At 71.0% G+C, this 22,568-nt stretch carries 17 protein-coding genes and 1 pseudogene; 4 read left to right on the top strand and 14 right to left on the bottom strand.

The genetic code is table 11. The annotated features are described in order from the left end of the window. Nucleotides 1-88: 88 nt before the first annotated feature. The 5 genes and pseudogenes from ACW5DW_RS13170 to pilG all read right to left on the bottom strand — a co-directional run. Nucleotides 89-802, bottom strand: a pseudogene (locus ACW5DW_RS13170) (Hpt domain-containing protein); the annotation flags it as partial. Between the two features lie 1,549 nt (nucleotides 803-2,351). Continuing rightward, nucleotides 2,352-4,373: a methyl-accepting chemotaxis protein gene (locus ACW5DW_RS13165; protein ID WP_457019451.1), complete on the bottom strand. Its 2,022-nt coding sequence runs from the start codon at nucleotides 4,371-4,373 to the stop codon at nucleotides 2,352-2,354. Nucleotides 4,374-4,416: 43 nt separating this feature from the next. Next, complete coding sequence (locus tag ACW5DW_RS13160; RefSeq protein ID WP_457019450.1) at nucleotides 4,417-4,956, bottom strand: chemotaxis protein CheW; 540 nt, start codon at nucleotides 4,954-4,956, stop codon at nucleotides 4,417-4,419. Further along, nucleotides 4,953-5,324 carry a response regulator gene (locus ACW5DW_RS13155; RefSeq protein ID WP_457019448.1) on the bottom strand — a complete coding sequence of 124 codons (372 nt, stop codon included), beginning with the start codon at nucleotides 5,322-5,324 and terminating at the stop codon, nucleotides 4,953-4,955. Before ACW5DW_RS13155 ends, ACW5DW_RS13160 begins: the two co-directional genes overlap by 4 nt. A 14-nt stretch (nucleotides 5,325-5,338) precedes the next feature. Then, the gene (gene pilG, locus ACW5DW_RS13150) at nucleotides 5,339-5,740 is read right to left on the bottom strand and encodes a twitching motility response regulator PilG (protein WP_457019447.1); all 402 of its coding nucleotides are present in this window, start codon (nucleotides 5,738-5,740) and stop codon (nucleotides 5,339-5,341) included. 183 nt (nucleotides 5,741-5,923) lie between these two features. On the opposite strand from pilG, the gene gshB reads away from it, so the two are divergent. Next, a complete protein-coding gene (gene gshB / locus ACW5DW_RS13145) occupies nucleotides 5,924-6,865 on the top strand; it encodes a glutathione synthase (protein WP_457019445.1) in 942 nt (313 codons plus the stop codon). Nucleotides 6,866-6,898: 33 nt separating this feature from the next. Continuing rightward, entirely contained in the window at nucleotides 6,899-7,777 is an 879-nt protein-coding gene (locus ACW5DW_RS13140) for an energy transducer TonB (protein WP_457019444.1), read from the top strand. A 24-nt stretch (nucleotides 7,778-7,801) separates the two neighbouring features. Here the strand turns inward: ACW5DW_RS13140 and lepB are convergent, their stop codons facing one another. The 7 genes from lepB to mrcB all read right to left on the bottom strand — a co-directional run bounded on the left by lepB (nucleotide 7,802) and on the right by mrcB (nucleotide 16,000). Continuing rightward, nucleotides 7,802-8,431, bottom strand: a complete 630-nt coding sequence (lepB, locus tag ACW5DW_RS13135; protein ID WP_457019443.1) for a signal peptidase I — start codon at nucleotides 8,429-8,431, stop codon at nucleotides 7,802-7,804. 56 nt (nucleotides 8,432-8,487) lie between these two features. Next, entirely contained in the window at nucleotides 8,488-9,183 is a 696-nt protein-coding gene (gene tsaB, locus ACW5DW_RS13130) for a tRNA (adenosine(37)-N6)-threonylcarbamoyltransferase complex dimerization subunit type 1 TsaB (protein ID WP_457019442.1), read from the bottom strand. Between the two features lie 58 nt (nucleotides 9,184-9,241). Then, nucleotides 9,242-9,787, bottom strand: a complete 546-nt coding sequence (locus tag ACW5DW_RS13125; protein ID WP_457019441.1) for a hypothetical protein — start codon at nucleotides 9,785-9,787, stop codon at nucleotides 9,242-9,244. A 28-nt stretch (nucleotides 9,788-9,815) separates the two neighbouring features. Further along, entirely contained in the window at nucleotides 9,816-10,892 is a 1,077-nt protein-coding gene (locus tag ACW5DW_RS13120; protein ID WP_457019439.1) for an alpha/beta hydrolase, read from the bottom strand. A 65-nt stretch (nucleotides 10,893-10,957) separates the two neighbouring features. Beyond that, nucleotides 10,958-13,006: an ATP-dependent DNA helicase gene (locus tag ACW5DW_RS13115; protein ID WP_457019438.1), complete on the bottom strand. Its 2,049-nt coding sequence runs from the start codon at nucleotides 13,004-13,006 to the stop codon at nucleotides 10,958-10,960. A 1-nt stretch (nucleotide 13,007) separates the two neighbouring features. Next, nucleotides 13,008-13,526 (bottom strand): hypothetical protein, encoded by a 519-nt coding sequence (locus ACW5DW_RS13110; RefSeq protein WP_457019436.1) that lies wholly within the window; start codon nucleotides 13,524-13,526, stop codon nucleotides 13,008-13,010. A 5-nt stretch (nucleotides 13,527-13,531) separates the two neighbouring features. After that, nucleotides 13,532-16,000 carry a penicillin-binding protein 1B gene (mrcB, locus tag ACW5DW_RS13105; RefSeq protein ID WP_457019435.1) on the bottom strand — a complete coding sequence of 823 codons (2,469 nt, stop codon included), beginning with the start codon at nucleotides 15,998-16,000 and terminating at the stop codon, nucleotides 13,532-13,534. A gap of 135 nt (nucleotides 16,001-16,135) precedes the next feature. Between mrcB and ACW5DW_RS13100 the strand changes: the two genes are divergently transcribed. Together ACW5DW_RS13100 and ACW5DW_RS13095 are read left to right on the top strand one after the other, a co-directional pair. Continuing rightward, the gene (locus ACW5DW_RS13100) at nucleotides 16,136-17,425 is read left to right on the top strand and encodes a glycosyltransferase (RefSeq protein WP_457019434.1); all 1,290 of its coding nucleotides are present in this window, start codon (nucleotides 16,136-16,138) and stop codon (nucleotides 17,423-17,425) included. Continuing rightward, nucleotides 17,425-18,759 carry a glycosyltransferase gene (locus ACW5DW_RS13095; RefSeq protein ID WP_457019432.1) on the top strand — a complete coding sequence of 445 codons (1,335 nt, stop codon included), beginning with the start codon at nucleotides 17,425-17,427 and terminating at the stop codon, nucleotides 18,757-18,759. Before ACW5DW_RS13100 ends, ACW5DW_RS13095 begins: the two co-directional genes overlap by 1 nt. Here the strand turns inward: ACW5DW_RS13095 and ACW5DW_RS13090 are convergent. Next, nucleotides 18,748-20,337: a hypothetical protein gene (locus tag ACW5DW_RS13090; protein WP_457019431.1), complete on the bottom strand. Its 1,590-nt coding sequence runs from the start codon at nucleotides 20,335-20,337 to the stop codon at nucleotides 18,748-18,750. The two genes, ACW5DW_RS13095 and ACW5DW_RS13090, sit on opposite strands and share 12 nt — an antisense overlap. Nucleotides 20,338-20,385: 48 nt before the next feature. After that, the gene (locus ACW5DW_RS13085) at nucleotides 20,386-22,557 is read right to left on the bottom strand and encodes a RelA/SpoT family protein (RefSeq protein WP_457019430.1); all 2,172 of its coding nucleotides are present in this window, start codon (nucleotides 22,555-22,557) and stop codon (nucleotides 20,386-20,388) included. Nucleotides 22,558-22,568 lie beyond the last annotated feature (11 nt).

Genomic DNA, 22,568 nt, shown 5'->3' with positions numbered 1-22,568 from the left:
CGGCCGCGTCCTGCAGTGGCGCCAGGTCGGTGGTGAGGCTGCGCTCGCGGCGCAGCGCCGCCTGCAGCTCGGGCAACGTATAGAAGGCGCGATCGACCATCGCGATCACCGCGGCACTCGGCGGGCGCGACCGGTCGAGCACCCGGTTGAGCATGTTCTCGATCTTCCAGCTGAACTCGCCCAGCACGCGCGCGCCGACCAGCCGTCCGCTGCCCTTGAGGGTATGGAACACGCGCCGGATCGGGCGCAGCTTCTCCATGTTTTCGGGCGCGGCGCGCCATTGCGGCAGCATCGCATCGAGGTTGTCGATTTCTTCGGCGAACTCCTCGAGGAAGACCTCGCGGATTTCCTCGTCGATCTCTTCGCCCACGATCTCGAAGCCGCCGATGATCGGCGCTTCGGGTTCCGCCGGCGCTTGCACGACGGGCGAAGACGATTGCGGCGGCACTTCGACAGCAGGCAGCTGCGCTGGCACGGCCGCAGCCGCGGTCGATGCCGCATCGAACCGGGCTTCCGCGCCATCCTGCGGCGCGGCGACGACGGGCGCTTCGACCACCGACTTCACCGGTTCGGGCAGCGGCCAGTAGCCCAGCGCCTCGAGGCTGCCGCGGGCGATGTCGAGGATCTCGTCGCGGTTGCCGCGCTGTTCGCGCAATGCTTCGAGGTAGTACTCCAGGCTCGCCAGCGCGTCGGCCAGCGTGTCGAGCTGGCGGCCGTTGGGCACGCGCTGGCGCGCGATCAGTTCATGTTCGGTATAGCGGCTGACCGCGATGAGGTAGTCGGCCGGCTGCACGAGTTCCATCATGCGCAGCGCACCCGCGACCTCGTCCAGCAGGCGCGGCACGTCCGACAGCTGCTCGTGCTGCCAACTGGTTTCGACGAAGGCGACCAGCGCCTGCCGTGCCTGCACGAAGTTGGCGATCGCCTCGCGCACGATGGTGTCGACCACCTGGCGGGCTTCGCCGGCAAACAGTTCGTTGCCCGCGCCGCCATCGACGGCGTCGGCCGCACCCAGGCGCGCCACCTGGTCGTCCAGGGTGGCATCGACATAAAGCAGCGCACCGGCCACGTCCAGCAATGCGTCCTCGTTTGCGGCAACCGTGCCGTCGAGGATCGCCAGCATCGCGTCACGCTGCTGCTGCACCACCTTGCGCGCGACGCCGAGGCCGAGCATGCCGAGGGTGTCGGCGACACGGCCCAGCGTTTCGGTGTGCGGCTGCAGCGCGGCCAGGTCGTCGGACCCGGTGCGCAGGTGGAGGTCGAGCGCGTCCTTGACGTGCAGCAGGTCGTCCTTGACCGCGGCCGATACGGTGTCGAGCAGCGCGCGGTTGCGTCCGCTGATGCTGCCCTGTGCGTGTTCGAGCTCGGACTGCGTGGGCAGCGCGGCTTCCAGTTCGAAGACCTGCCTCAGCTCCTGCAGCGCCGGATGGGCGCCGTCGGGATGGTGGGCGACGTGATAGAGCAGCTGTCGCGTCGGCTCCTGGGTCACCTCGCCGCGGGCTGCGGCAAAACCGTCGCTGTCGATCAGGGCACGGCGCGCTTCACGCTCCACGCCCGAAAACACCTTGCGCAGGCCGGTCGAGATCGGCAGCGCGCCGTCTGCCAGCGCGCGCGCGACGTTCGAAGCCACCCACAGCATGCGCCGCACCGGCACCTGCCGCACGTTCGCCAGCACCGCGTCCAGCGCGGGCGCCAGTGTCGACAGCGCATTCGCCGACGTGTGCTCCTGCCACTGCGCGATCTCGCGCTGCAGCGCATCCAGCAGCGGCTGCATGTCGTCGTTGGAAGCCTTCTCCAGCCCCGATGCAATGGGCGCGGGCAACGGACGCTCCAGGTCCGGCGAGAACAGCACGCTCTCGCTGAGCACGCTCTCGCCGCGCGTGGTGCGCAGCTCGTTGAGCAGCGGCAGCAGCACGATCGGGATATCGCGGTGACCGCCCTGCAGGCGCTCGAGATAGTCGGGCAGCAGCACGATGCCGCGCAGCAGCGCGGCGCAGGCGGCGTCGCGGTCGCCGACGGTGCCGGCGTGCAGCGCCTGCGCGACCAGCTCCATTTCCTCGGCGACCATCGACGGCGCGTAGAGCTCGACCATGCGCAGCGTGCCCTGCACCTGGTGCAGGTAGCCCGCGCACAGCCGCATGCGGCCGACGTCGGCAGGATCCTCGACGTAGTCCTCGAGTTCCGCCTTGGCAAGGCGCAGCGTCTCGTCGAGCTCGGGCTTGATCCACCCCAGCGCGGTGTGTTCGAGGGCTTCGCGCAGCGCAGTCATCGCTGCACCTCGCACGTGGTCCCGGCATGCATCGGCCTGCGACCGGTCGTCGACGCGTTCATCCCGTGTCCTGGCTCCGTACTCAGACCGGCAGCTTGAAGTCGGCAACCGAGCGACGCAGGTTGGCGGCCAGCTGCGCGAGGTTTCCGATCGACTGCGCCGTCTGGTTCGCACCCTGCGAGGTCTGCGCGGTGATCGACTGGATCGTGTTCATGGTCTCGGTGATGTTGCTCGCCGCCGCCGACTGCTGCTTGGCGGCCGTCGAGATCCCGAGAATCAGGCTGGCCAGGTTGCTCGAGACGTTTTCGATCTCGCCCAGCGCGGTGCCGGCGTCCTCGGCCAGGCGCGCACCCGCGACCACTTCCGAGGTCGTCTGCTCCATCGAGCTGACCGCCTCGTTGGTGTCGCTCTGGATGGTCTGCACCAGCGTCTCGATGCGCTTGGTCGCGTTCGATGCGCGTTCCGCCAGTCGCTGCACTTCGTCGGCCACCACCGCGAACCCGCGGCCCGCCTCACCGGCGGAGGCTGCCTGGATGGCCGCGTTCAGCGCCAGGATGTTGGTCTGTTCGGAGATGTCATTGATCAGTTCGACGATCGAGCCGATTTCCTGCGAGCTTTCGCCCAGGCGCTTGATGCGCTTGGAGGTTTCCTGGATCTGGTCTCGGATCGAGTCCATGCCGGCGATCGTTTGGCGCACCACGCCCGCGCCCTTGGTCGCGATCTGCACCGAGCGCTGCGCGACGTCGGCCGATTCGGCCGAGTTGCGCGAGACCTGGTCAATGCTCGAGGCGATCTCGGTGATGCGGCTGGAGGCGGAGTTGATCTCCTGCGCCTGGTGCTCGGCGGCTTCGGCCAGGTGCATGGCGGTTGCCTGCGTTTCCTGCGCGCTGGAGGCCACCTGCGCCGAGGTGTCGTTGATCGTGCCGACCAGGTCGCGAAGGTTTTCCACCGCGAAGTTGATCGAGTCGGCGATGGCGCCGGTCATGTCCTCGGTGACCGTGGCCTTGACCGTGAGGTCGTTCTCGGCGAGCGCACCGATTTCATCCAGCAGGCGCATGATCGCCTCCTGGTTGCGGTTGTTGAGCTCCATCGTGTCTTCGTAGCGCTTGCGCTGGGCGCGGTTCAGCGACCAGAGCAGGCCGACCAGCGACAGCAGCGCGAGCAGGCCGCTGATGATGCTGATCCAGACGTTGCCCAGCACGCTCTTGTCGTTGAGCGAGCCGAACGCGGTGAATGCCGAGAACAGGTCCTGGCTGTCCGACAACAACTTGTCGGAACCGCCGGTCAGCGCGGTGGAGGCGGCCTGCGCCTGGAACAGGGCCGGCGCGTTGGCGATGATCGCGTCCAGGTCCTGCTTCATTGCCGTCCAACGCTCGGACGCCAGCCCCAGCGCGGCGACGGCACCGGCGTTGCCGAGCGCCTGCACGTTCATGCCCTGGTCGCCCTGGCGCAGGCCTTCGAGCACCTGCTCGAACACGCCCACGTCGCGCGCCAGCGCGTCGCCGGCGATCGATGCGCCGCTGCCACCCGCCTGGATCTCCGCGACGCGGCGCGCCATGTTGCCGGCCAGCACGTTCTGGCGCAGCGCGATGTAGACCTGCGAGGCGGGCGAACCGCTCGAGGACATCGCGCGCACCAACTCGTCGAGCTGGGCCTGCAGCTGCGGCACCGCCTGGCTGAAGCGGTCGGCGTTGGCGGCGAAACCGCTCACCGCCTGCTCGCTCGAGGCCACCTGCTGGGCGCTCGCCGCCAGCGGGGTCCACGTCGCCGTCACCGTCTGGATCGGCCCGGCGACACCGGTGGTCGCACCGAAGTTGGCATTGAGCTGCGCGATGTCGCGGTCGATCCGCTCCTTCGTGTCCTTGAACGCCGCGAACGAGGCGGCATCCCCGGCCACCGCCTCCCGGCCCTGGTTGGCGAGGCGCTGCGAGTTCACCTGCAGGCTCGATGCCGCGGTACTGGCACCGCCCAGCCGTGCTGCCTTCCAGCCCGCATAGCCCGTGTTGGCGCCGAAGATCACGAGCGTGGCGACCAGCGCCGCGATCCAGAAGTTGCTTCCCAGCCCGCGTCCCTTGCCGGCGACCGTATCGACTACTGTGCTCATCGTCCTACCCCTGCCCCTAGCTCTGTCTTGCTGGACGCGACCGTCAGGCCGCGGCTTGTCTGAATTCCGGCGTGCGGGTCAGCCTGCTCAGGCTGAACACGCCCCAGTCCTGCTCCGCGTGCCGGTATGCGCGCTCGATGAAGTTCACGTAGCGGCCCTGCGCGACCGGTTCGGCCTCGACCAGTTGCTCGTCGTGGAAGCTGCGCTGCCCGTACAGCTCGTCGATGGTGACCGCGACGTCGCCGTCGGGCTGGCGCACGATCAGCACGCGCTGCGCTTCATGCAGCACGGTGCGCTCGCCTTCGAGGAACTGGCGCAGGTCGACGATCGGCAGCAGGCTGCCGCGCACGTTGCCCACGCCCAGCAGCCATGCCTGCGCACCGGGCACCGGCGTGATCTGCGGCAGCGGCAGGATCTCGACCACCTCGTCGAAGGACGAGGCGAGCCTGCGATCGCCGACCCGGTAACCCACGCCGCGCCACAGGCCGGGCGCGTCGAACTGCTCCGGCAGGCCGGCGACGTGCGTCAGGCTGCGCTGCTCGTAGTCGAGCAGCATCGCGAACGGGTCGCGATGCGGATTCATCCCGCCGAGCCCAGCAGGCGGTTGACTTCGCCGATCAGCACGTCTTCCTTCACCGGCTTGACCAGGTAGCCCTTTGCGCCCTGGCGCATGCCCCAGGCCTGGTCGGTTTCCATGCCCTTGGTGCTCACGATCAGCACCGGGATCTCGCTGGTGCCGCCGTCGCGACCGAGCGCGCGGGTGGCCTGGAAGCCGTTCATGCCCGGCAGCACCACGTCCATCAGGACCAGGTCGGGCTGCTCGCGCTTGCAGGTTTCGATGCCGTCCTCGGCGCTGGACGCGGCCAGCACCTCGTGCCCGTTGCGTTCAAGCAACTGGGTGAGCACCGCCGTATCGGTCGGTGAGTCTTCAATCAACAGGATTCGAGCCACGGCGGTTCCCCCTCTCACGCCTTGACATGGGTACGGATCGCGTCGAGGAGTTCCTCGCGCGTGAATGGCTTGGTGACGTACTGCTCGGAGCCGACGATGCGGCCGCGCGCCTTGTCGAACAGGCCGTCCTTGGAGGACAGCATGATCACCGGTGTGTTCTTGAACAGCTGGTTGTTCTTGATCAGCGCGCAGGTCTGGTAGCCGTCCAGGCGCGGCATCATGATGTCGACGAAGATGATCTGCGGCTTCTGGTCGGCGATCTTGGCCAGCGCCTCGAAACCGTCGACGGCCGTGACCACGTCGGCGCCCTCGCGCTTGAGCAGCGTCTCGGCCGTGCGGCGGATCGTCTTCGAATCGTCGATGACCATCACCCGCAGGCCATCGAGGCTGCCGGTGCGGCTTTCGTGTCCCGTCATGCGTCCTTCCCCCGGCGTGCAATATCGGGCCACTGCCCGCATTGCCGCGATCGCCGTATATTCCAGCCTCCTACGATACTGTCAAGCCTTGTTGAAGAAGATTGCGCAAGTTGGCGCCGCCACGAACGAAACCGGCGCGCGGCGACTGCTAACATTTGTCAGAAAGTGCCACTGGTGGTTCATATGCAACTGAACGTCGTCGTGGTGATGGATCCGATCGGATCGATCAACACCGCAAAGGACTCGACCTTCGCCATGCTGCTGGAAGCACAGCGCCGCGGCCACGCGCTGCTGTACGTGCAGCCGGGCAGCCTTGGCATGGTTCATGGTGAAGCGCACGCGAATCTCGCGCCGTTGACGGTGCGCGATGATCCGTCCGGCTGGTATGAACTGGGACGTGCGTCACATCGTGCGCTGGGCGAAGGCGACCTGGTGCTGATGCGCAAGGATCCGCCGGTGGACGCGGACTTCATCCACGACACCCTGATCCTGAGCACGGCCCAGCGCCAGGGCGCGCAGGTGGTGAATGATCCGCGCGGACTGCGCGACATGAACGAGAAGCTGGCCGCGCTGGAGTTCCCGCAGTGCTGCCCGCCGACCTTGGTCAGCCGCGAGGCCGCCAGGCTCAAGGCCTTCGTCGCCGAACACGGCGAGGCGGTGCTCAAGCCGCTGGACGGCATGGGCGGGCGCTCGATTTTCCGCGCAAGTGCTGGCGACACCAATCTCAACGTGATCCTGGAAACCCTCACCGAGGATGGACGCCACCTGGCGATGGCGCAGCGCTACCTGCCCGAGATCGTGGATGGCGACAAGCGCATCCTGCTGATCGATGGCGTGCCGGTCGACTACTGCCTGGCGCGCATTCCGCAGGGCGACGAGTTCCGCGGCAACCTCGCCGCCGGCGGTCGCGGCGAGGGCCGCCCGCTGGGCGAACGCGACCGCTGGATCGCCGCCCAGGTCGGGCCGGAGGTGAAGCGTCGCGGCATGCGCTTTGTCGGCCTGGACGTGATCGGCGACTGGCTGACCGAAGTCAACGTCACCAGCCCGACCTGCATCCGCGAGCTGGACAAGGAGTTCGGGCTGAACATCGCAGGGATGCTGTTCGACGCGCTGGAGCGTGGCTAGGGTCACGCCCATCCCCCGCCTCGCCGTCCACCCATGTCCAGCCTCGCCCTTCCACCACCTCCCGTCATCGGCGAACGCGAACGCCTGAGCGCGACGCTGGTGCTGTCGCTGCTGCTGCACGGCATGCTGGTGCTGGGCGTGGGCTTCGCGCTTGACGACGTCGCGCCGCTGCCGCCCACGCTGGACGTGATCATCACCGAGACCACCAGCCCGCTGACCCAGGCGCAGGCCGACTTCCTGGCCCAGGCCAGCAACCAGGGCGGTGGCGAGCACGAGCGCAGCACGCGGCCACGCGATGACCAGGCCGGCCTGGTCGCGCAGGCCGAGTCGGGGGTGACGCCGGTCGAAATGCGCGCGCAATCGCCTTCAGCACAGCCGCCGCCGCAGGCACGCGTGGTCGCCAGCCAGCGCGGTGAGGCGCCGTCGCCGACCGCGGATGCGCGCCCGCAGGCCGACGACAGCGCGCTGCCGCGCGGTCGCGAAAGGATCGAGCGCGATCTGTCGATGGCGCGGCTGGCCGCGGAAATCCACCTGCGCTCGGAGCGCTACGCCAAGCGGCCCAAACGCAAGTTCGTCTCGGCCAGCACCCAGGAGTGGGCCTATGCCGGCTACCTGCGCGACTGGGTGGACCGGGTGCAGCGCGTGGGCAACCTCAACTACCCGGACGAGGCGCGCCGGCGGCAGCTGTCGGGCGAACTGGTGATCAGCGTGGCGATCCGCCGCGACGGCTCAGTCGAGCGCGCCGACATCCTGCGCTCCAGCGGCATCAGGCTGCTCGACGATGCCGCGCTGCGGATCGCCCGGCTTGCCGAACCGTATCCGCCGCTGCCGCAGACCGAGGAGGCGGTGGACGTCCTGCACGTGACGCGTACCTGGCAGTTCCTGCCGGGCGGCGAACTGCTGGACGATTGAGGGGCAATCAGGGGTTCGCAGGCCCTACAACGGCTTCCACACCGGCCCCTGCCCGCGTCGCCAGTACACCCCCAGCGCCTTGCCGTAGAACGTTTGCTCCGGCACGAGGCCGAAGTAGCGTCCGTCGGCGCTGGCACCGCGGTGATCGCCCAGTACCAGCACCATTCCCTCGGGAATCTTGTCCGGGGCGATGTCCGGGCCGCCGCCGTCAGCAAGATCGAGCCGGACCATGCGCCGGCCAATCCGTTCGACGGGCACGTCGTCAGCGTGCGAGAGCGGGCGCCCGTCGACGTACAGCCGCCCGTCCACCAATGCCACCGTCTGCCCGCCCACGGCGACCACGCGCTTGATCAGGCGGGTGCCGTCGACCGGCGACTTGAACACCACCACCTCGCCCGGTGCGGGACGGCCGCGACCCAGCAGCTCGATCGCGGTGAAAGGCACGCGCAGGCCATAGGCGCTCATGTCCACGACGACGCGGTCGCCCGGCACCAGCGTCGGCATCATCGAGCCGCTGGGCACCTGGTAGTGGTTGGCGAAGGACGAACGGGCCAGCACCAGCAGGGCGATCATCAGCAGCAGCGGCGGCAGTTCCCTGCGCAGCCAGTGCCGCAGGCTGCCGGTGTCGTCGCTGGTCCGGGTGCTGGTGCGCATGGCGTGTCTCCCTCCTGGTCCGGAAGCCTGACCGCCGGCGGGGCCGCAGGTTCCCCTCAGCTGCGCGCGTCGCGCAGCGCCTGCTGTTCGCGCGTGGTCAAAGCGACGTTGTCGCGCAGGTAGGCGGGTTCGAGTCGCTCCGGCGCGATGCCCTCGCCGCGCGCGAGCGCCAGCGCAGCCAGCCGGGCGACATCGCCGGCGCGCGGCAGTGCGGACGCGTCCACGCCGGCAAGCGTGCCGCCCAGCCGCTCGCGCAGCGCACCGCCCGCGGCGTCGAAACCGGTGCCCACCCCCTGCCAGCCTTCGCCCGCGGGCAGGTCGGCAAGATCCGGGCGCACCACCAGTTCTTCGGCCAGCGACAGCACTTCGCCGTCGCGGCGCTCGAACACGCCCAGGTAGACCTCGCCCATGCGCGCGTCGATCGCGGCCACGACCCGGTCGCCGATGGCGCCTGCGGCCAGCGCCGCCAGGGTCGATACGGGCAGCACCGGCCGGTCCAGCGCCAGCGCGATCCCCTGCGCCAGCGCGACGGCCAGGCGCACGCCGGTGAACGCGCCCGGGCCGCGCCCGACGGCGATGGCGTCAAGCTGCGATTTCGCCACGCCGGCTTCGCCCAGCAGCACCTCAGCCCAAGGCAGCGCCAGTTCGGCGTGGCGCCGGGGCGCGAGTTCGAATCGTTCAAGCACCTCGCCGTCGACGTAGACGGCAACGGAGCAGGCTTCGGTGGCGGTCTCGAAGGCGAGCAGTTTCATCGCGACATGGTAGCGGGCCGCCGTGCTTGCGGCAGGCGGGACCGCTCGCGACGATCGCTCAGGGCGCGGGCACCTGGATCTCGCCAAAGGCGACCTTGCCCTCGGGCGACTGCAGGCAGGGGGTGTTGAAGAACGCGGCGAGATACGCCTCCGGCGCGGGCTGGAAGCCCGAATCCAGGGTGTAGGTGTTGCCGCTGGCCGGATCGATGGCAGTGAGGTTGACGCCGCCGCTGTCGAGACGGCGGAAGCGCGTGATCTCCCAACCCTGCGCCTGCCAGCGCGCGTGCGCGGCCTCGATCTGCCTGGCGATGTCGTTGCCGGGGGCCAGGCCGCGCAGGCCGACCCAGATGTAGAACAGGTCGTCGGCGGTTTCGCCTTGCTGGCCCTCGCAGCGGTTGGCGCGAACCTCCATCGATTCGCGCTGGATCGTCAGCCCGGCCAGGGCTTGCTCGACATCGGGCAGGAATCCGGCGGCGGCCTGTTGCGGCGTCTTGTGCTGCATGCGGTCGGTGTCCTTGGCGCCGGCGCAGCCGGCAAGCAGCAGGCACGCCAGCGCGCCCGCGATGGGGAGACGACGCCTTGCAGGTGCGGATCCGGTCTCCATGGTCCCGAGCATAGCGCCGGGCGCGTGATCAGCCGACCCGCCGACCGACCGTATCCACCTGGTCGTAGTTGCCGGTCAGGATGTAGGCCTGGTTGCGCAGCGACTCGGTGCCGGTGTTCCAGTAGTCGCTGTGGCCGGACGCGCCCTCGGTGGTGATGCGCTGGCCGCCAAAGCTCCAGTCGACCGGGCTGTTGCCGTGCACTTCGGTGTAGGTGACCACGTCGTCGCTGGCTGCGCCGGCCCAGAAATGGTCCGAATCGATGTGCATGTCGCTGACGTCGTCGACCAGCGGGCCGTCGAACCAGCCCTGCCGCTCGGAGGCCTCGTAGCCCATGCCGGGGCTGCCCATGGCGATGATGTCGTCGACCGCCAGGCCCTCGCCCGCCAGCGCATCGGCGGTACCGACGACGGTCGAGCCGTAGGAATGGCCGATCATGGTGACCCGCGCATCGGGGCCCTGGTGGGATTCGCGCAGGCCGAAGCTGAAATCGCGCAGGTCGCCCGCGCCGTCCTTCGCGTAGCCGGCGCCGAGCGCGTCGGGAAAGATCGAATCGGGCGCGTCGTAGCCGAGCCAGACGATGGTGGAGGTTTCGCCGGAGCCCGGGATGATCTCGGCCTGCGCCTGCAGGTCGGCCATGCGGTCTAGGTTGCCGCCGATGCCGGCCACGTCGGAGCTGGTGCCGGGCACGAAGATCGCCACGTTGTCGGCGGTGTCGGGATTGCTGATCGCCACGATCGCCTGCGCGTCGGCGCCGTCGGCGGCCGGCTGGAAGCCCAGCAGCAGCAGGCGGTCGCTGGCCGGGCCGGACTGCGAGGTCTCGACCCGGTCGAGCAGCGCCTGCGAAGCCTGGCGGTCCGTGCCGCCGGCGGCGTCCTGGCGCAGCGCGGCGAGGTTGGCTTCGTGCCGCACCTCGGAGGGCAGTCCGTCGAGGTTGCCGACCAGCGCGCCATGAGTGGACAGGTAGTTGGCCTGCTCCTGCGCCGAAAGATCGCCCCACCATTGCGCGTTTTCGCGCGCGCTGCCGGCGGGCGGGAGGCCGGCCGGGCAGGCGTTGGGCGGCGGCAGGTCGAGCTGGGTGGATACCGGGCCTATGGTCGGGCTCATGCGGCGCTCCGGACGTCAACGGGGAAACTGCGCCAAGCCTGCGCGATGCGACGGTCGCGAAACAGCTAGGGCGTACCCTTGGCCGGCACCGCGGCGGGTGCGAAGAAGCCCTGCACGTCGTCGACGCTGCGGGTCGTGGCGAACGGCGGCAGCGAATCGAGGAAGGTTTCGCCGTAGGACTTCTGCGTCAGCCGCGGATCGCACAGCACCAGCACGCCGCGATCGCTCTCGGTGCGGATCAGGCGGCCGACGCCCTGCTTGAGCGCGATCACCGCCTGCGGCAGCTGCTCATCCCGGAACGGGTTGCCGCCGGCGCGGCGGATCGCCTGCAGCCGGGCCTCGAACACGGGGTCGTCCGGCGCGGCGAACGGCAGCTTGTCGATCACCACCACGCTCAGCGCCTCGCCGGCCACGTCCACGCCCTCGCGGAAGCTGGCCGCGCCCAGCAGCACGCCGTTGCCGGACTCGCGGAAGCGCTGCAGCAGCACGTGGCGCGGCGCATCGCCCTGCACGAACAGCGGCCACTCGCCCTCCTCGCGCAGCAGTTCGGCCGCTTCGCGCAGCGCGCGGTGCGAGGCGAACAGGACGAAAGCGCGGCCGCCCGAGGCCTGCAGCACGGGGCGGATGGCCTCGATCACCGCCCAGGTGTAGTCGCGATCGGCCGGCTGCGGCATGCGCGTGGGCAGGTAGCACAGCGCCTGCTGCGGCCAATTGAAGGGGCTGGGCACGAGCAGGGTCTCGGGATCGTCCAGGCCCAGTCGCGTGGCCAGGTGGCCGAAGTTGCCGTCGACCGCCAGCGTGGCCGAAGTGAACACCCAGGCCGCGTGCGACTGCTCGCGATGCGTGCGCAGCGGGCCGGACACGTCCAGCGGCGTGCGCTGCAGGCGGAAGCCGCGCGGCGAGAGTTCGTACCAGCGCACGTCGTCGGAAGAACCGGGGTCAGAATCGACTTTTCCCTCAATGCCGGCAGTTGCCGCCGAATCAGGAGGAAAAGCCGACTCTGACCCCGGTTTTCCCACCCAGCGCGCCAGCCTTGAGGCGTTTTCCTGCGCGCGCGCATGGCAGGCGTCGAAACCGGGCGAGGATTCGCGCAGCGGCGCAAGCGCATCGCGCAGCGTCGAAACGGCGGCGGACACCGCCTCCAGGCCGCTATCGAACGCGGGCCAGTGCAGCGCTCGATCGCGGATGCCGCGGTTGGGCAGGCCTTCCATCGTGGCGCGCAGCGCACGCGTGGCGTGTTCGAGTTCGCGCACCGGCTGCTGCAGCACGGCGAGCGCGCCGGGCTGGTCCTTGCACTCGCCCAATGCATCACGCGCCAGTTCCACCAGCGGTCGCGCCGACAGGCTTTCGCCAAAGAACTGCGCGGCCAGCTCCGGCAGCTGGTGCGCCTCGTCCACGACGAAGGCCTGCGCGCCTGGCAGGATCTCGCCGAATCCTTCCTGCTTGAGCGCCAGGTCGGCCAGCAGCAGGTGGTGGTTGACCACCACCAGGTCGGCCGACTGCGCGCGCTGGCGCGCCTGCACCACGAAGCATTCGTTCCACATCGGGCATTCGCTGCCCAGGCAGTTGTCGGCGGTCGAGGTGACCATCGGCAGCAGCGGCGAGTCCTCGGGCAGCGCCTCGAGTTCGGCCAGGTCGCCCATCCGCGTGCGCCCGCTCCAGGCCACGATGCGCTGGAACTGGCCGATCTGTTCGCGGGTGCTGAAGCGTGGTTCGCCCTTCGCGTGCTCCAGCCGGTAGTGGCACAGGTAGTTGGCGCGGCCCTTGAGCAGCGCGGTCTTCAGGCCGGTGCCGAGCGCATCGCGCACGCGCGGCAGGTCGCGGTGATAAAGCTGGTCCTGCAGCGCGCGCGTGCCGGTGGACACGATCGCCTTCTGCCCCGACAGCAACAGCGGCACCAGGTAGGCGAAGGTCTTGCCAGTGCCTGTGCCGGCCTCGGCCAGCAGGGTGCCGCGCTGGTCGAGCGCGCCGGCCACGACTGCGGCCAGGCGCTGCTGCGCATCGCGCACGACAAACGCCGGGATGCGCTCGGCCAGCAGCCCACCTTCGGCCAAGGCCGCGACACTGCGCCTGGCCAGCGCGCTCGCCGGGGTGGTGCTCTGCGTCGCGGACATCTCAGAAACGATTCGGCCCCTCGACCCTGCAGCCCTCGACCTGGGCGCGGGCCGAGGCGGCGCCTTCCGCATCGCCGTCCACCAGCCGCACCTGCCCGATCGTGGCCCAGTGGCGCCGGCACAGCGGCCCGACCTGCGCGCCCAAGGCGAAGGCGCGTTCGGCGAGCTGGCCGGCGCGTTCGAAATCGCGCTGCAACAGCGCGGCTTCGGCGCGCTCCTGCAGCAGGGCCGGATCGTCGGCGATGATGGCCAGCGCACGGTCGAGCTCGGCCGCGGCCTCGTCGTAGCGGCCCTGCGCGCGCGCGCGCTGCGCCTGCTCGCGCAAGTCCTCGACCGTCGCATCGCGCAGCGGCTGCACCGCCAGCTCACCCTCGCCGCTGCCGGCGGCGGCATCGATGGCGGCCACCATCTCCTCGGGCGTGGCCGCGGTCAGGGACACCGGGCCAGGCTCGGGCGGCGTGCTCGCGCAGCCGGCGACCAGGACGGCGGCAAGCGCCGCGAGGGCGTGGATGGGTTTCATGCGTGCTACTCGCTGGGCGGGGGAATCGGCTGTGGCGGGGCCGGCTGCGCAGGCGCAGGCGGCGCCTGCGCCTGCGGCGCGGGCTCGGGCTGCGGCTCGCGGCGGCCAATCCCGAACCACTCACGCCAGCCGCGTCGCTCAGACTGACCGTCCTCGCCTTCCTGCGCTGGATCGGCAAACGGGTCGGTTGGCATGAACGAAGCGCAGGGTTCGAACGGCGGGGCGAATCCGGACACGAAGGCGAAGCGGCGCGCGCCGGGGCATTCGGCATCGGTGGCATTGGACTGCAGCACCCACTGCCAGTCCAGTCCTTCGCCGCCCACGCGCAGCGCGGCGCTTGGCAGGTGCTTGAACAGGCCCGACCAGATCCGCATCGCACCGGTGGCGCCGTACAGGCCAGTCTGTTCGTTCTGGTCGTTGCCCACCCAGGCCACGGCGAGGTGATCGCCGGTCCAGCCAGCGAACCAGCTGTCGCGGCCGTCGTTGCTGGTACCCGTCTTACCGGCGGCGTTGAGCCTGCCGAGGCCGTCGTTGACCAGCTGGCGGCCCGTGCCCGAACTCACCGCGTGCTGCAGCGCCAGGGTCACCAGGCGCGCGGCGATGGCGTCGCCCTCGGTGGCCGGTGCGGGGTCCTTGTCGTAGCGCTTGACCACGTTGCCTTCGGGATCGAGCACGCCGCGCACCGCGTGCAGCGGCTGGATCTCGCCACCCGAGGCCAGGAACTGGTAGAGCTGCGCCATCGCGTACGGGCTCTGGTCGACCGAGCCCAGGATCAGCGCCGGGTTGGGGTCGGCCTGGATCCCGGCCAGCGTCGCCAGCAGATCGGCCAGTCGGCGCGGATCGACCTGCATGCCGATACGCACGGTGGCCTGGTTGTAGGAGCGCGCCAGCGCGTCGATCGTGCGCACCGTGCCGTGGCTGCGCCCGTCGGAGTTGCCCGGCGTCCAGCGTTTGCCGTTGTCGAGGGTGACGGTGACCGGCGAATCGTCCACCCAGGTCGCCAGCGACCAGTTGCGCGGGCTGGCCAGCGCCAGCAGGTAGACGAAGGGCTTGAGCAGCGAACCCACCGGGCGCCGCGCCTCGATCGCACGGTTGAAGCCGTGCACGGTCGGCGTGCCGCTGCCGACCACCGCCACCACCTCGCCATCGTGCACGTCGGTGAGGACTAGCCCGGCCTCGAGCGGCGGGCGCTTGCCCGTCTGCAGGGCCTTGAGCGTGCGCGTCACCGAAGCCTCGGCATACGCCTGCGCCGAAGGCGACATGCCGGTCATCACGCTCAGGCCCGCGCCCTGCAGCGCATCGGCCGGGTAGTCGCGCGCCAGTTGCCGGCGCACCAGGTCGACGTAGGCGGGGAAGCGGTTGGCCGCGACGCTGCCGGGCGAGCTGGTGATGCCCAGCGGCGCGGCCACGGCGCGGTCGTGCGCCTGCTGGTCGATCAGCCCGGTCTCGAGCATGTTGGCCAGCACGAAGTCGCGGCGCTCCTTCGCCCGCTCTGGATTGCGCCGCGGATCGTAGTGCGACGGTCCGCGCACCATGCCCACCAGCAACGCGATCTGCTCGGTCTCCAGGTCTTCCAGCCGGCGGCCGAACCAGAACTCGGCGCCCGCGGCCATACCGTGGATCGCCTGCGCGCCGCGCTGGCCGAGGTAGACCTGGTTGAGGTAGGCCTCCAGGATCGTGCCCTTGTCGTAGCGCGCCTCCATCAGCAGCGCGTACAGGATCTCGTTGAACTTGCGGCTCCAGGTCTGCTCGCGGCCGATGCCGAGCAGGCCGCTGCGCGCCAGCTGCTGGGTCAAGGTGCTCGCGCCCTGGCGCTTCTGGCCCGAGCGCAGGTTGACCCAGGCCGCGCGCGCCATGCCGCTGAAGTCGATGCCGATGTGGTGGGCGAAATCGCGGTCCTCGACCGCCTGCAGGGTGTCGGTGAGCAGCCCGGGCACGTCCTCGACCCGCACCAGCCGCCGCTCCTCCTGCTTCTGGCCGTAGAGGGTCGCGATGCGCGCCGCGTCCAGCCGCGCCGACTTGATCGCGCGCTTGCCGGCCACGTCCTTCAGCGCACCCACGCGCCCGCCCGAGACCGTCGCCTCGATGCGGCTCGGGCCGACCTCGCCGACGACGTCGCGAAAGCCGCGGCTGGCAATCGTCCAGCGGCCGCCATCGCGCACATAGGTCCCCGCGCGCACGCCATCGCCTTCCCGATAGGACGCCGCATCGAGCTCGGTCTTGAGCGTCTGCGCGTCCATCGCCAGGCCCGGCGCCAACCGCAGCGGCCGCGCATACACGCGCGTAGGCACCTGCCAGCGCAACTCGCCGAAGCGCTCGCTGATCTGGTGGTTGAGATAGAACGTGTACGGGACCAGGAAGCCGATTCCCAGGCCGATCGCGGCCAGCATCCAGGTGACCAGCCGGCGGCGCCAATCGCCTGCTGGCGGGCGTGCGTCGCCTTGTTCGTCTTCGTCGTATTCGATACGGGCCATGGGCTCCTCGTGCCTGCCCCTGCGGGCGGCCGGGGATGCGAGAATAGTGTCTTTCGAGTCTAGCGTAGCGCCCGCAGCGGACCGCCGCGCGACGTGACCGTTCGTTCAGGCTGCCAGGAAAGCGGATCCCGCAACGTGCGTCTCCCCGTGTCGTACCACCTGCGCCGCCTGCGGTCGCGCCTGCACCGGATGCGGATCGCCTTGGCGGTGCGCGGATGGAGCGGCCTGCTGGCCCGTGTGTTCGACCGCCGCGTTGCCGCGCCGGCCGCGGACCCGCCATCGGCACTACCCGGCGCGCTGCCATCGCGGCAGCAGCAGGGGATGCCACGCCGCTGGCTGCTGGTCGACGTGACCACGCCACGCCCGGACCGCGATTCCGGTTCGCTGCGAAGCTGGAACCTGATGCGGCTGCTGCGCGCCGACGGGCACGCGGTCGACTTCCTGCCCGATGACGGCGCCGACGCTGGCGGCTACACCACCGCACTGCGCGCCCTTGGCGTGGCCGTGCACGCCGGGCCTGGCCGCGCATCGCTCCGGCAGTGGTTCGCGCGCCATCTCCCGGACTACGACGTGCTGGTGATCAGCCGCTACCATCTCGCCGAATTCCTGGTTCCGCTGGCGCGCCACGTCGCGCCCGGGCTGCGCGTGGTGCTGGACACGGTCGACCTGCACCACCTGCGCGAGCAGCGCGAAGCCGGACTGCGCGGTGACCGGCGGCTGAAGCGGCTGGCACAGACCACCCGCGTGCGCGAGCTGGCCGCAATCCAGGCCGCGGACATGGCCTGGGTGGTGAGCCCGGTCGAGGCCGCAATCCTGCGCGAGGCCCTGCCCGCCGCGCGCGTGGCGCTGCTGCCGAACATCCTCGAGCCGCTCGACCAGCCGCATGGCCGTGCAACGCGCAGCGGGCTGCTGTTCGTGGGCGGCGCCCGCCATCCGCCCAACGTCGATGCGGTTCAATGGCTGGTCGACGACATCTTCCCGCGCATCCGGGCACAGCTTCCCGGGATCACGCTGCACCTGGTGGGCGATGGCCTGGCCGGACTGGCGGCGGCACGGAGTGCCGGGGCCGGCGTGATCGTCCACGACCATGTGCCCGACCTCGCGCCGCTGCTGGACACATGCCTGGTCGGGCTCGCGCCGCTGCGCTACGGCGCCGGGGTCAAGGGCAAGGTCAACATGTACATGGCGCACGGCCTGCCGGTGGTGGCGACCGCCAGCGCGGCGGAGGGCACCTTCCTCGAACACGGCCGCGACGTGCTGCTTGCCGACGATGCGGCGGGCCTTGCCGCTGCCGTGGTCGACGCCTGCCGCGACCGTGGCTTGTGGGAACACCTGGCCGGCAACGGCTTGCGCAACGTCCACCGCCACTTCTCTTTCGACACCGCGCGGCTTGCCGTCGCCGACACCCTCGAGATGCTGCGCTGATGCGCCTGCTGCTGATCGCCTACGAATTCCCGCCCAGCCCGTCGCCGCAGTCGTTGCGCTGGACCTATCTGGTGCGCGAGCTGGCGCTGCTGGGCCACGAAGTGCACGTGTTGACCGTCGACCTGGGCGGTGAGACGCCGGGCTTGCCGGAGCTGCCCGACAGCGTCCATGTCCACCGCACCTTCCCCGGACCGTTGCGCGGCGCCCTCGCTCTGCACCGCGATTACCGCCAACGCAACCCGCGCAAGACGGCGCCAGCGCCGGCCCGGACAGAGCCGTCCGCCGCGCCGATCACCGCACTGCGGCCACCGCGCAACTGGAAGCAGCGCGTGTCCGAGACTGTGCAGGCGCTGGCCGGCGTGCTTCATTTCCCGGACATCCGCGGCGAGTGGCGACGCCACGGCCGCCGCGCGCTGCGCCGCCTGCTCGCGGAGCTGCAGCCCGACCTGGTGATCAGCTCGCACGAGCCGGCCACCACGCTGGAACTCGGGCTGGCGGTGCACCGCGCGGGAATTCCGTGGGTCGCCGACCTCGGCGACCCGGTGTTCGCGCCCTACACGCCGCGGCGCTGGCGGGCGCGTTCGCAGCGCCTGGAGCGCGCCGTGTTCCGGAACGCCGCGCACGTCATCGTCACCAACCCCAGGGCGCTGGAGCAGATGCGCCGGCGGCACGGCAACGCCACTCCGATGAGCGTGGTGACACAGGGCTTCGACCTTTCGCCTGCGCCGATGGACATCGGTGCAGGGTTGTTCGAGCCTGACCGGCTCGAGCTGCTCTACACCGGCAGCCTGTACGCGTTCCGGCGGATCGACGTCCTGCTCGCGGCGCTGCGCTGCGATCCGCGGATCCGGCTCAGCATCGCCGCGGTGACGGTGCCCGAAAGCATCCTTGCCGCCGCCCGGGCCGCACCCGAACAGCTGCGCCTGCTCGGGTTCCTGCCGCATCGACAGGCGCTGGCGCTGCAGCGCCAGGCCGACGTGCTGGTCAACATCGCCAACGACGATCCGGCGCAGATCCCCGGCAAGTTCTACGAATACCTGGGCGCCGGGCGGCCGGTCCTGCACCTGGCCGACCAACCGGACCTGGTGGCGGAGCGGATCACCGCGCTGCGTCGCGGCTGGACTTGCCCGAACGATGAGGCGGCCATCTGCGGGCGCCTGCTGCATCTGTGCGAAGCGAAGATGCAGGGGCGCCTGGATGAAGGGCTGTCGCTGGACACTGCACAGGTTCGGGGGCACAGCTGGCAGGCGCTTGCCGTGGAGCTGGCGACGCTGCTGCAGGGTGTCGTCGCCCGGGGCAAGGCAGCACGACGGAGCGGCTCCTCACTCGCGTGAGGCCACTCGCAGGCGCTGCTGGAACTCGTCAAGGCCGGGGGCGTGCGGATCGATCGCACGTGCCGACGCCAACGCCGCGGACGCGGCGTCGACCTGGCCCGCGCCAAGACGTTCATCCCCGATCGCCAGCCAGCGCAGCGCCAGCCGGCGCTGCGCCGCGGCAAGCTCGCGCGGCTCCTCGCCGAGTGCGTCGCGCGCCTCCAGGCATCGCCTGGCGTCGCCCAGGCTGTTGGCGCTGAGCGACCGCTCGAAGCATGCGCGCGCGGAAGGCAGCAGGCGCGCGATCGCCCGCCGCACCTCCGCATCGCGCGGAGCCAGGGCCTGCGCCGCGCGCAGGCGGTCGTAGGCGCTCTCGCCCGGCGGCGTCAGCAGGTCGCCGCGGGCCTGGGCCTCGGCGGCCTGGCGCAGCAGTTGCGGAAGCAGGCGCGCCCGCTCGGCGGCGGGAGCAGAGGCCTGCAGCCGGACGTGGCTGCGCTGGGCGCGTTCCAGCGCGGCCTGCGCCACGGCGAGGCCCGGCGCGTCGGCGGCCAGCGCGCGGGCCTTGTCCAGTTCGCGCCGGGCCTCGGCGAAACGGAAGTCCGCCGCCAACCGCCGCGCCGTCGCGGCGTAGGCCTCGGCCGCGTGGCTGAGACCTTCGCTGGCAGCGGGATCATCCGGCGCCAGCGCCTGCAGCCGCCGCCAGGCAGCGACGGCCGCGTCGATGCGGCCACGCTGCAGGTCGGTGTCGGCACGGCGGCGCAGTGCGTCGAGTTCCTCCGTCAAGCGTGCTTCGGTGTCCGGGAGGTCGACGTGCCCCGCGTCGTAGCGGCGCGCCGTCGCGATGGCGGCTGCGGCGGCGGTGAATTCGCCGCTGCGCAGGTCGTCGCGTGCCTGGTCAAGCAACGCGCCAAGCGCGTCGTCACGCCCGCGCAGGGCCTGCGGGTCGGAGGGCCGCAGCTGCAGCACGCGCGCATACAGCGGCAGGGCGGCGCCGTCGTCGCCCTGCAGGCGACCCTCGGCATGCGCTGCCGCGGCGCGCACGAGCAGTCCGTCGATGCCCGCCAGCGCGGCCTCGCGTTCGCGCAGCTGCGCGGCCAGGAGGTCGGCCTGCACGCGCGGGACGGACAGTTCGCGCGCCAGCCGCAGATGCGCGTGGGCCGGTGCGATCCGGTCCGCGGCCAAGTCTTCCCGCGCCTGCGCCAGCGCCGCCGCGGCAACCCGCGCCAGGCCGGCGCGCGGCTCGATGCGGTCGGGGTCCATCGCCAGCGCCGCTTCGTAGAGTTCGCGCGCTCCGCTGCCGTCGGCGTCGCTCAGGTGGCCGCGCGCCAGCGCCTGCGCGCCCTGCACAGCAAGCTCGTGCACGCGCGCCTGGGGCCAGAGGCGGTCGCCCAGAGGACCGTGCGCCAGGGTCAGCATCAGCAGCAGGGCCGCAGCTGCCGCGGCGCCGGCAATCCACCAGCGTCGTGCGCCGTGGCCTGCGACAGGCGCCCGACGATGGCCGTGCGCTGACGGGTCCAGGCGCAGGCCGCGCAGGTCGCCCACGACCGGCTCGCGACGTCCGCCAGCGTCTGTTTCCCCGGAGATGTGTTTCCTGCGCACGCCGCCAGAGTACGCACTGCGACTGAACGCGTGCGTGACCCGGCCACCCTACTCGCGGCGCGCCTGCTCCACGCCCGGCAGGCCATCGAGTTTCGCCAGCACGCGCGACAGCTGCTCGTAGCCGTCCACGCGCAGGCGCAGTCGCAGGCGCACGCGGCCATGGCGCCCGGCCTCGCTTCGGATCGAGACCACGTGCGCGTCCTCCTGCGCGATCACGTTGCTGACGTCCTTCAGCAGGTACCTGCGGTCGACCGCATCCACCAGCGCGGTCGATTCGTGCACCCCCCCCTGCCGACCCCATTCGACCGGCAGCACGCGCTGCGGCTGCGTGGACGCCAGGCGCAGGAATGCGGCGCAGTCGGCGCGGTGCACGGTCAGGCCGCGCGCGCGGGTCAGGTAGCCGGCGATCGCGTCGCCGGGCAGCGGATGGCAGCAGCGCGCCACCTGCACCAGCAGGTTGCCCACGCCGACCACGGTGAAGCCCGAGGTCGCCGCCTTGGGCACGCGCCTGCGCGGCTGCGGCTGCTCGGGTTCGGACTCGCCATCGCTGCGCGACTGCGCGCGCTCGTGGTCCTGCAGCGCGCGACCGACCTGGTGCGGGCCGACGTCGCCCAGCGCCACCAGCACCAGCAGCTCGTCGACCGCGGCCACGTTGAACTTCGCCAGCACCGGCTGCAGGTCGGCATGCAACAGGCCCATGCGCCGCAACTCGCGGTCCAGCATCTCGCGGCCGGCCTGCAGGTTGCGCTCGCGGTCGAGCCGGTGGAACCAGGTGCGCACCTTCTCCCGCGCGCGCGGGCTGGCGAGGAATCCGTTGGCGGCGACCAGCCAGTCGCGGCGCGGCTCGGGCTCCTTCGCGGTCATGATCTCGACCCGGTCGCCGCTGTGCAGCCGGTGATCGAGCGGCACGATGCGGCCGTCGACCTTGGCGCCGCGGCAGCGGTGCCCGACCATGGTGTGCACGTGGTAGGCGAAGTCGAGCGGCGTGGCGCCGCTGGGCAGGTCGATCACCTCGCCGGCCGGGGTGAGCACGTAGATGCGGTCCTCGACCAGCTCGGTATCGAAGCCGCGCGCCAGCCCGGCACCCTCCTCGCCCTCGGCATGCGATTCGAGCAGACGCCGCATCCACTCGATCTTGCGCTCCAGCGCGGCATTGCCGGCGGCCGACCGCTGCGAACCGCCGGTCTCCTTGTAGCGCCAGTGGGCGGCCACGCCGAGTTCGGCCTGTTCGTGCATCTCGCGGGTGCGGATCTGCACTTCAAGCGTCTTGCCCTCGGGGCCGACCACCGCGGTATGCAGCGAGCGGTAGTCGTTGTGCTTGGGCCGCGCGATGTAGTCGTCGAATTCGCCCGGCACCGGCGCCCACAGCGCGTGCACCACCCCCAGCGCCGCATAGCAGGCGGGGATGTCGTCGACCAGCACGCGCACCGCGCGCAGGTCGTAGAGCTCGCCGATCGGCACGTCCTTCTTCCGCATCTTCTTCCAGATGCTGTAGATGTGCTTGGCACGGCCGGCGATGTCGGCGGCGACACCCTGGGCCCGCAGGGCCTGGTCGAGTTCGGCGGCCACCTGGGCGATATAGCGCTCGCGGCCTTCGCGCTTGTCGTCGAGCAGGGCGGCGATGCGGCGATAGGTGTCCGGCTCCAGGTGGCGGAACGCGAGGTCCTCCAGCTCCCACTTGAGCTGCCAGATGCCCAGGCGGTTGGCCAGCGGCGCGAGGATGTCGCGGGTGAGCCGGGCCAGCGCCTGCCGGTCATCTTCCGGCAACGCTTCGGCATGACGCATGCGCGCGAGCTGGCGCGCCAGCAGGATCGGCACCACGCGCAGGTCGCGCACGATCGCCAGCAGCAGCCGGCGCAGGCCTTCGGTGTTGCCGCGCCCCGGCGCTTCGGCATGCAGGGTCCAGACCTGGTTGGCTGCGCGCTGGCCGTCCAGCAGGGCGGCAACCGGCGCGTGCCGCGCGGGCAGCGCCGCCTCCACCCGCGCCGCCAGCTGCGGCAGTTCAAACAGGATCGCCGCAGCGGTCGAATCACCATCCGCGCCCAGCAGGGCGAGCGATGCAAGCGTGTCGCGCAGCACGGCGTCCGAAGCCGGGACCTCGTCCAACCCGTCGTCCGCCGCGCACAGCGCTTCGCGCAGCGCCGGCGCGATTGCCGCCGCCGCGGGCGCGGCAAGCCAGGTCTTGAGGCCGGAGGTCACGAGGGGCGCCGCATCGTCCATGTGGGGACGTC

This window comes from Luteimonas sp. A482, from assembly GCF_054072655.1.
The sequence above is the reverse complement of the archived record's forward strand: the minus strand, read 5'-3'. Positions and strand labels throughout refer to the sequence as shown.

Excerpts from the sequence above, each read along its gene's own strand:
- ACW5DW_RS13165 (WP_457019451.1), bottom strand. The coding sequence starts at position 4,373 with ATGAGCACAGTAGTCGATACGGTCGCCGGCAAGGGACGCGGGCTGGGA.
- ACW5DW_RS13160 (WP_457019450.1), bottom strand. The coding sequence starts at position 4,956 with ATGAATCCGCATCGCGACCCGTTCGCGATGCTGCTCGACTACGAGCAG.
- pilG (WP_457019447.1), bottom strand. The coding sequence starts at position 5,740 with ATGACGGGACACGAAAGCCGCACCGGCAGCCTCGATGGCCTGCGGGTG.
- gshB (WP_457019445.1), top strand. The coding sequence starts at position 5,924 with ATGCAACTGAACGTCGTCGTGGTGATGGATCCGATCGGATCGATCAAC.
- ACW5DW_RS13140 (WP_457019444.1), top strand. The coding sequence starts at position 6,899 with ATGTCCAGCCTCGCCCTTCCACCACCTCCCGTCATCGGCGAACGCGAA.
- lepB (WP_457019443.1), bottom strand. The coding sequence starts at position 8,431 with ATGCGCACCAGCACCCGGACCAGCGACGACACCGGCAGCCTGCGGCAC.
- tsaB (WP_457019442.1), bottom strand. The coding sequence starts at position 9,183 with ATGAAACTGCTCGCCTTCGAGACCGCCACCGAAGCCTGCTCCGTTGCC.
- ACW5DW_RS13125 (WP_457019441.1), bottom strand. The coding sequence starts at position 9,787 with ATGGAGACCGGATCCGCACCTGCAAGGCGTCGTCTCCCCATCGCGGGC.
- ACW5DW_RS13120 (WP_457019439.1), bottom strand. The coding sequence starts at position 10,892 with ATGAGCCCGACCATAGGCCCGGTATCCACCCAGCTCGACCTGCCGCCG.
- ACW5DW_RS13115 (WP_457019438.1), bottom strand. The coding sequence starts at position 13,006 with ATGTCCGCGACGCAGAGCACCACCCCGGCGAGCGCGCTGGCCAGGCGC.
- ACW5DW_RS13110 (WP_457019436.1), bottom strand. The coding sequence starts at position 13,526 with ATGAAACCCATCCACGCCCTCGCGGCGCTTGCCGCCGTCCTGGTCGCC.
- mrcB (WP_457019435.1), bottom strand. The coding sequence starts at position 16,000 with ATGGCCCGTATCGAATACGACGAAGACGAACAAGGCGACGCACGCCCG.
- ACW5DW_RS13095 (WP_457019432.1), top strand. The coding sequence starts at position 17,425 with ATGCGCCTGCTGCTGATCGCCTACGAATTCCCGCCCAGCCCGTCGCCG.
- ACW5DW_RS13085 (WP_457019430.1), bottom strand. The coding sequence starts at position 22,557 with ATGGACGATGCGGCGCCCCTCGTGACCTCCGGCCTCAAGACCTGGCTT.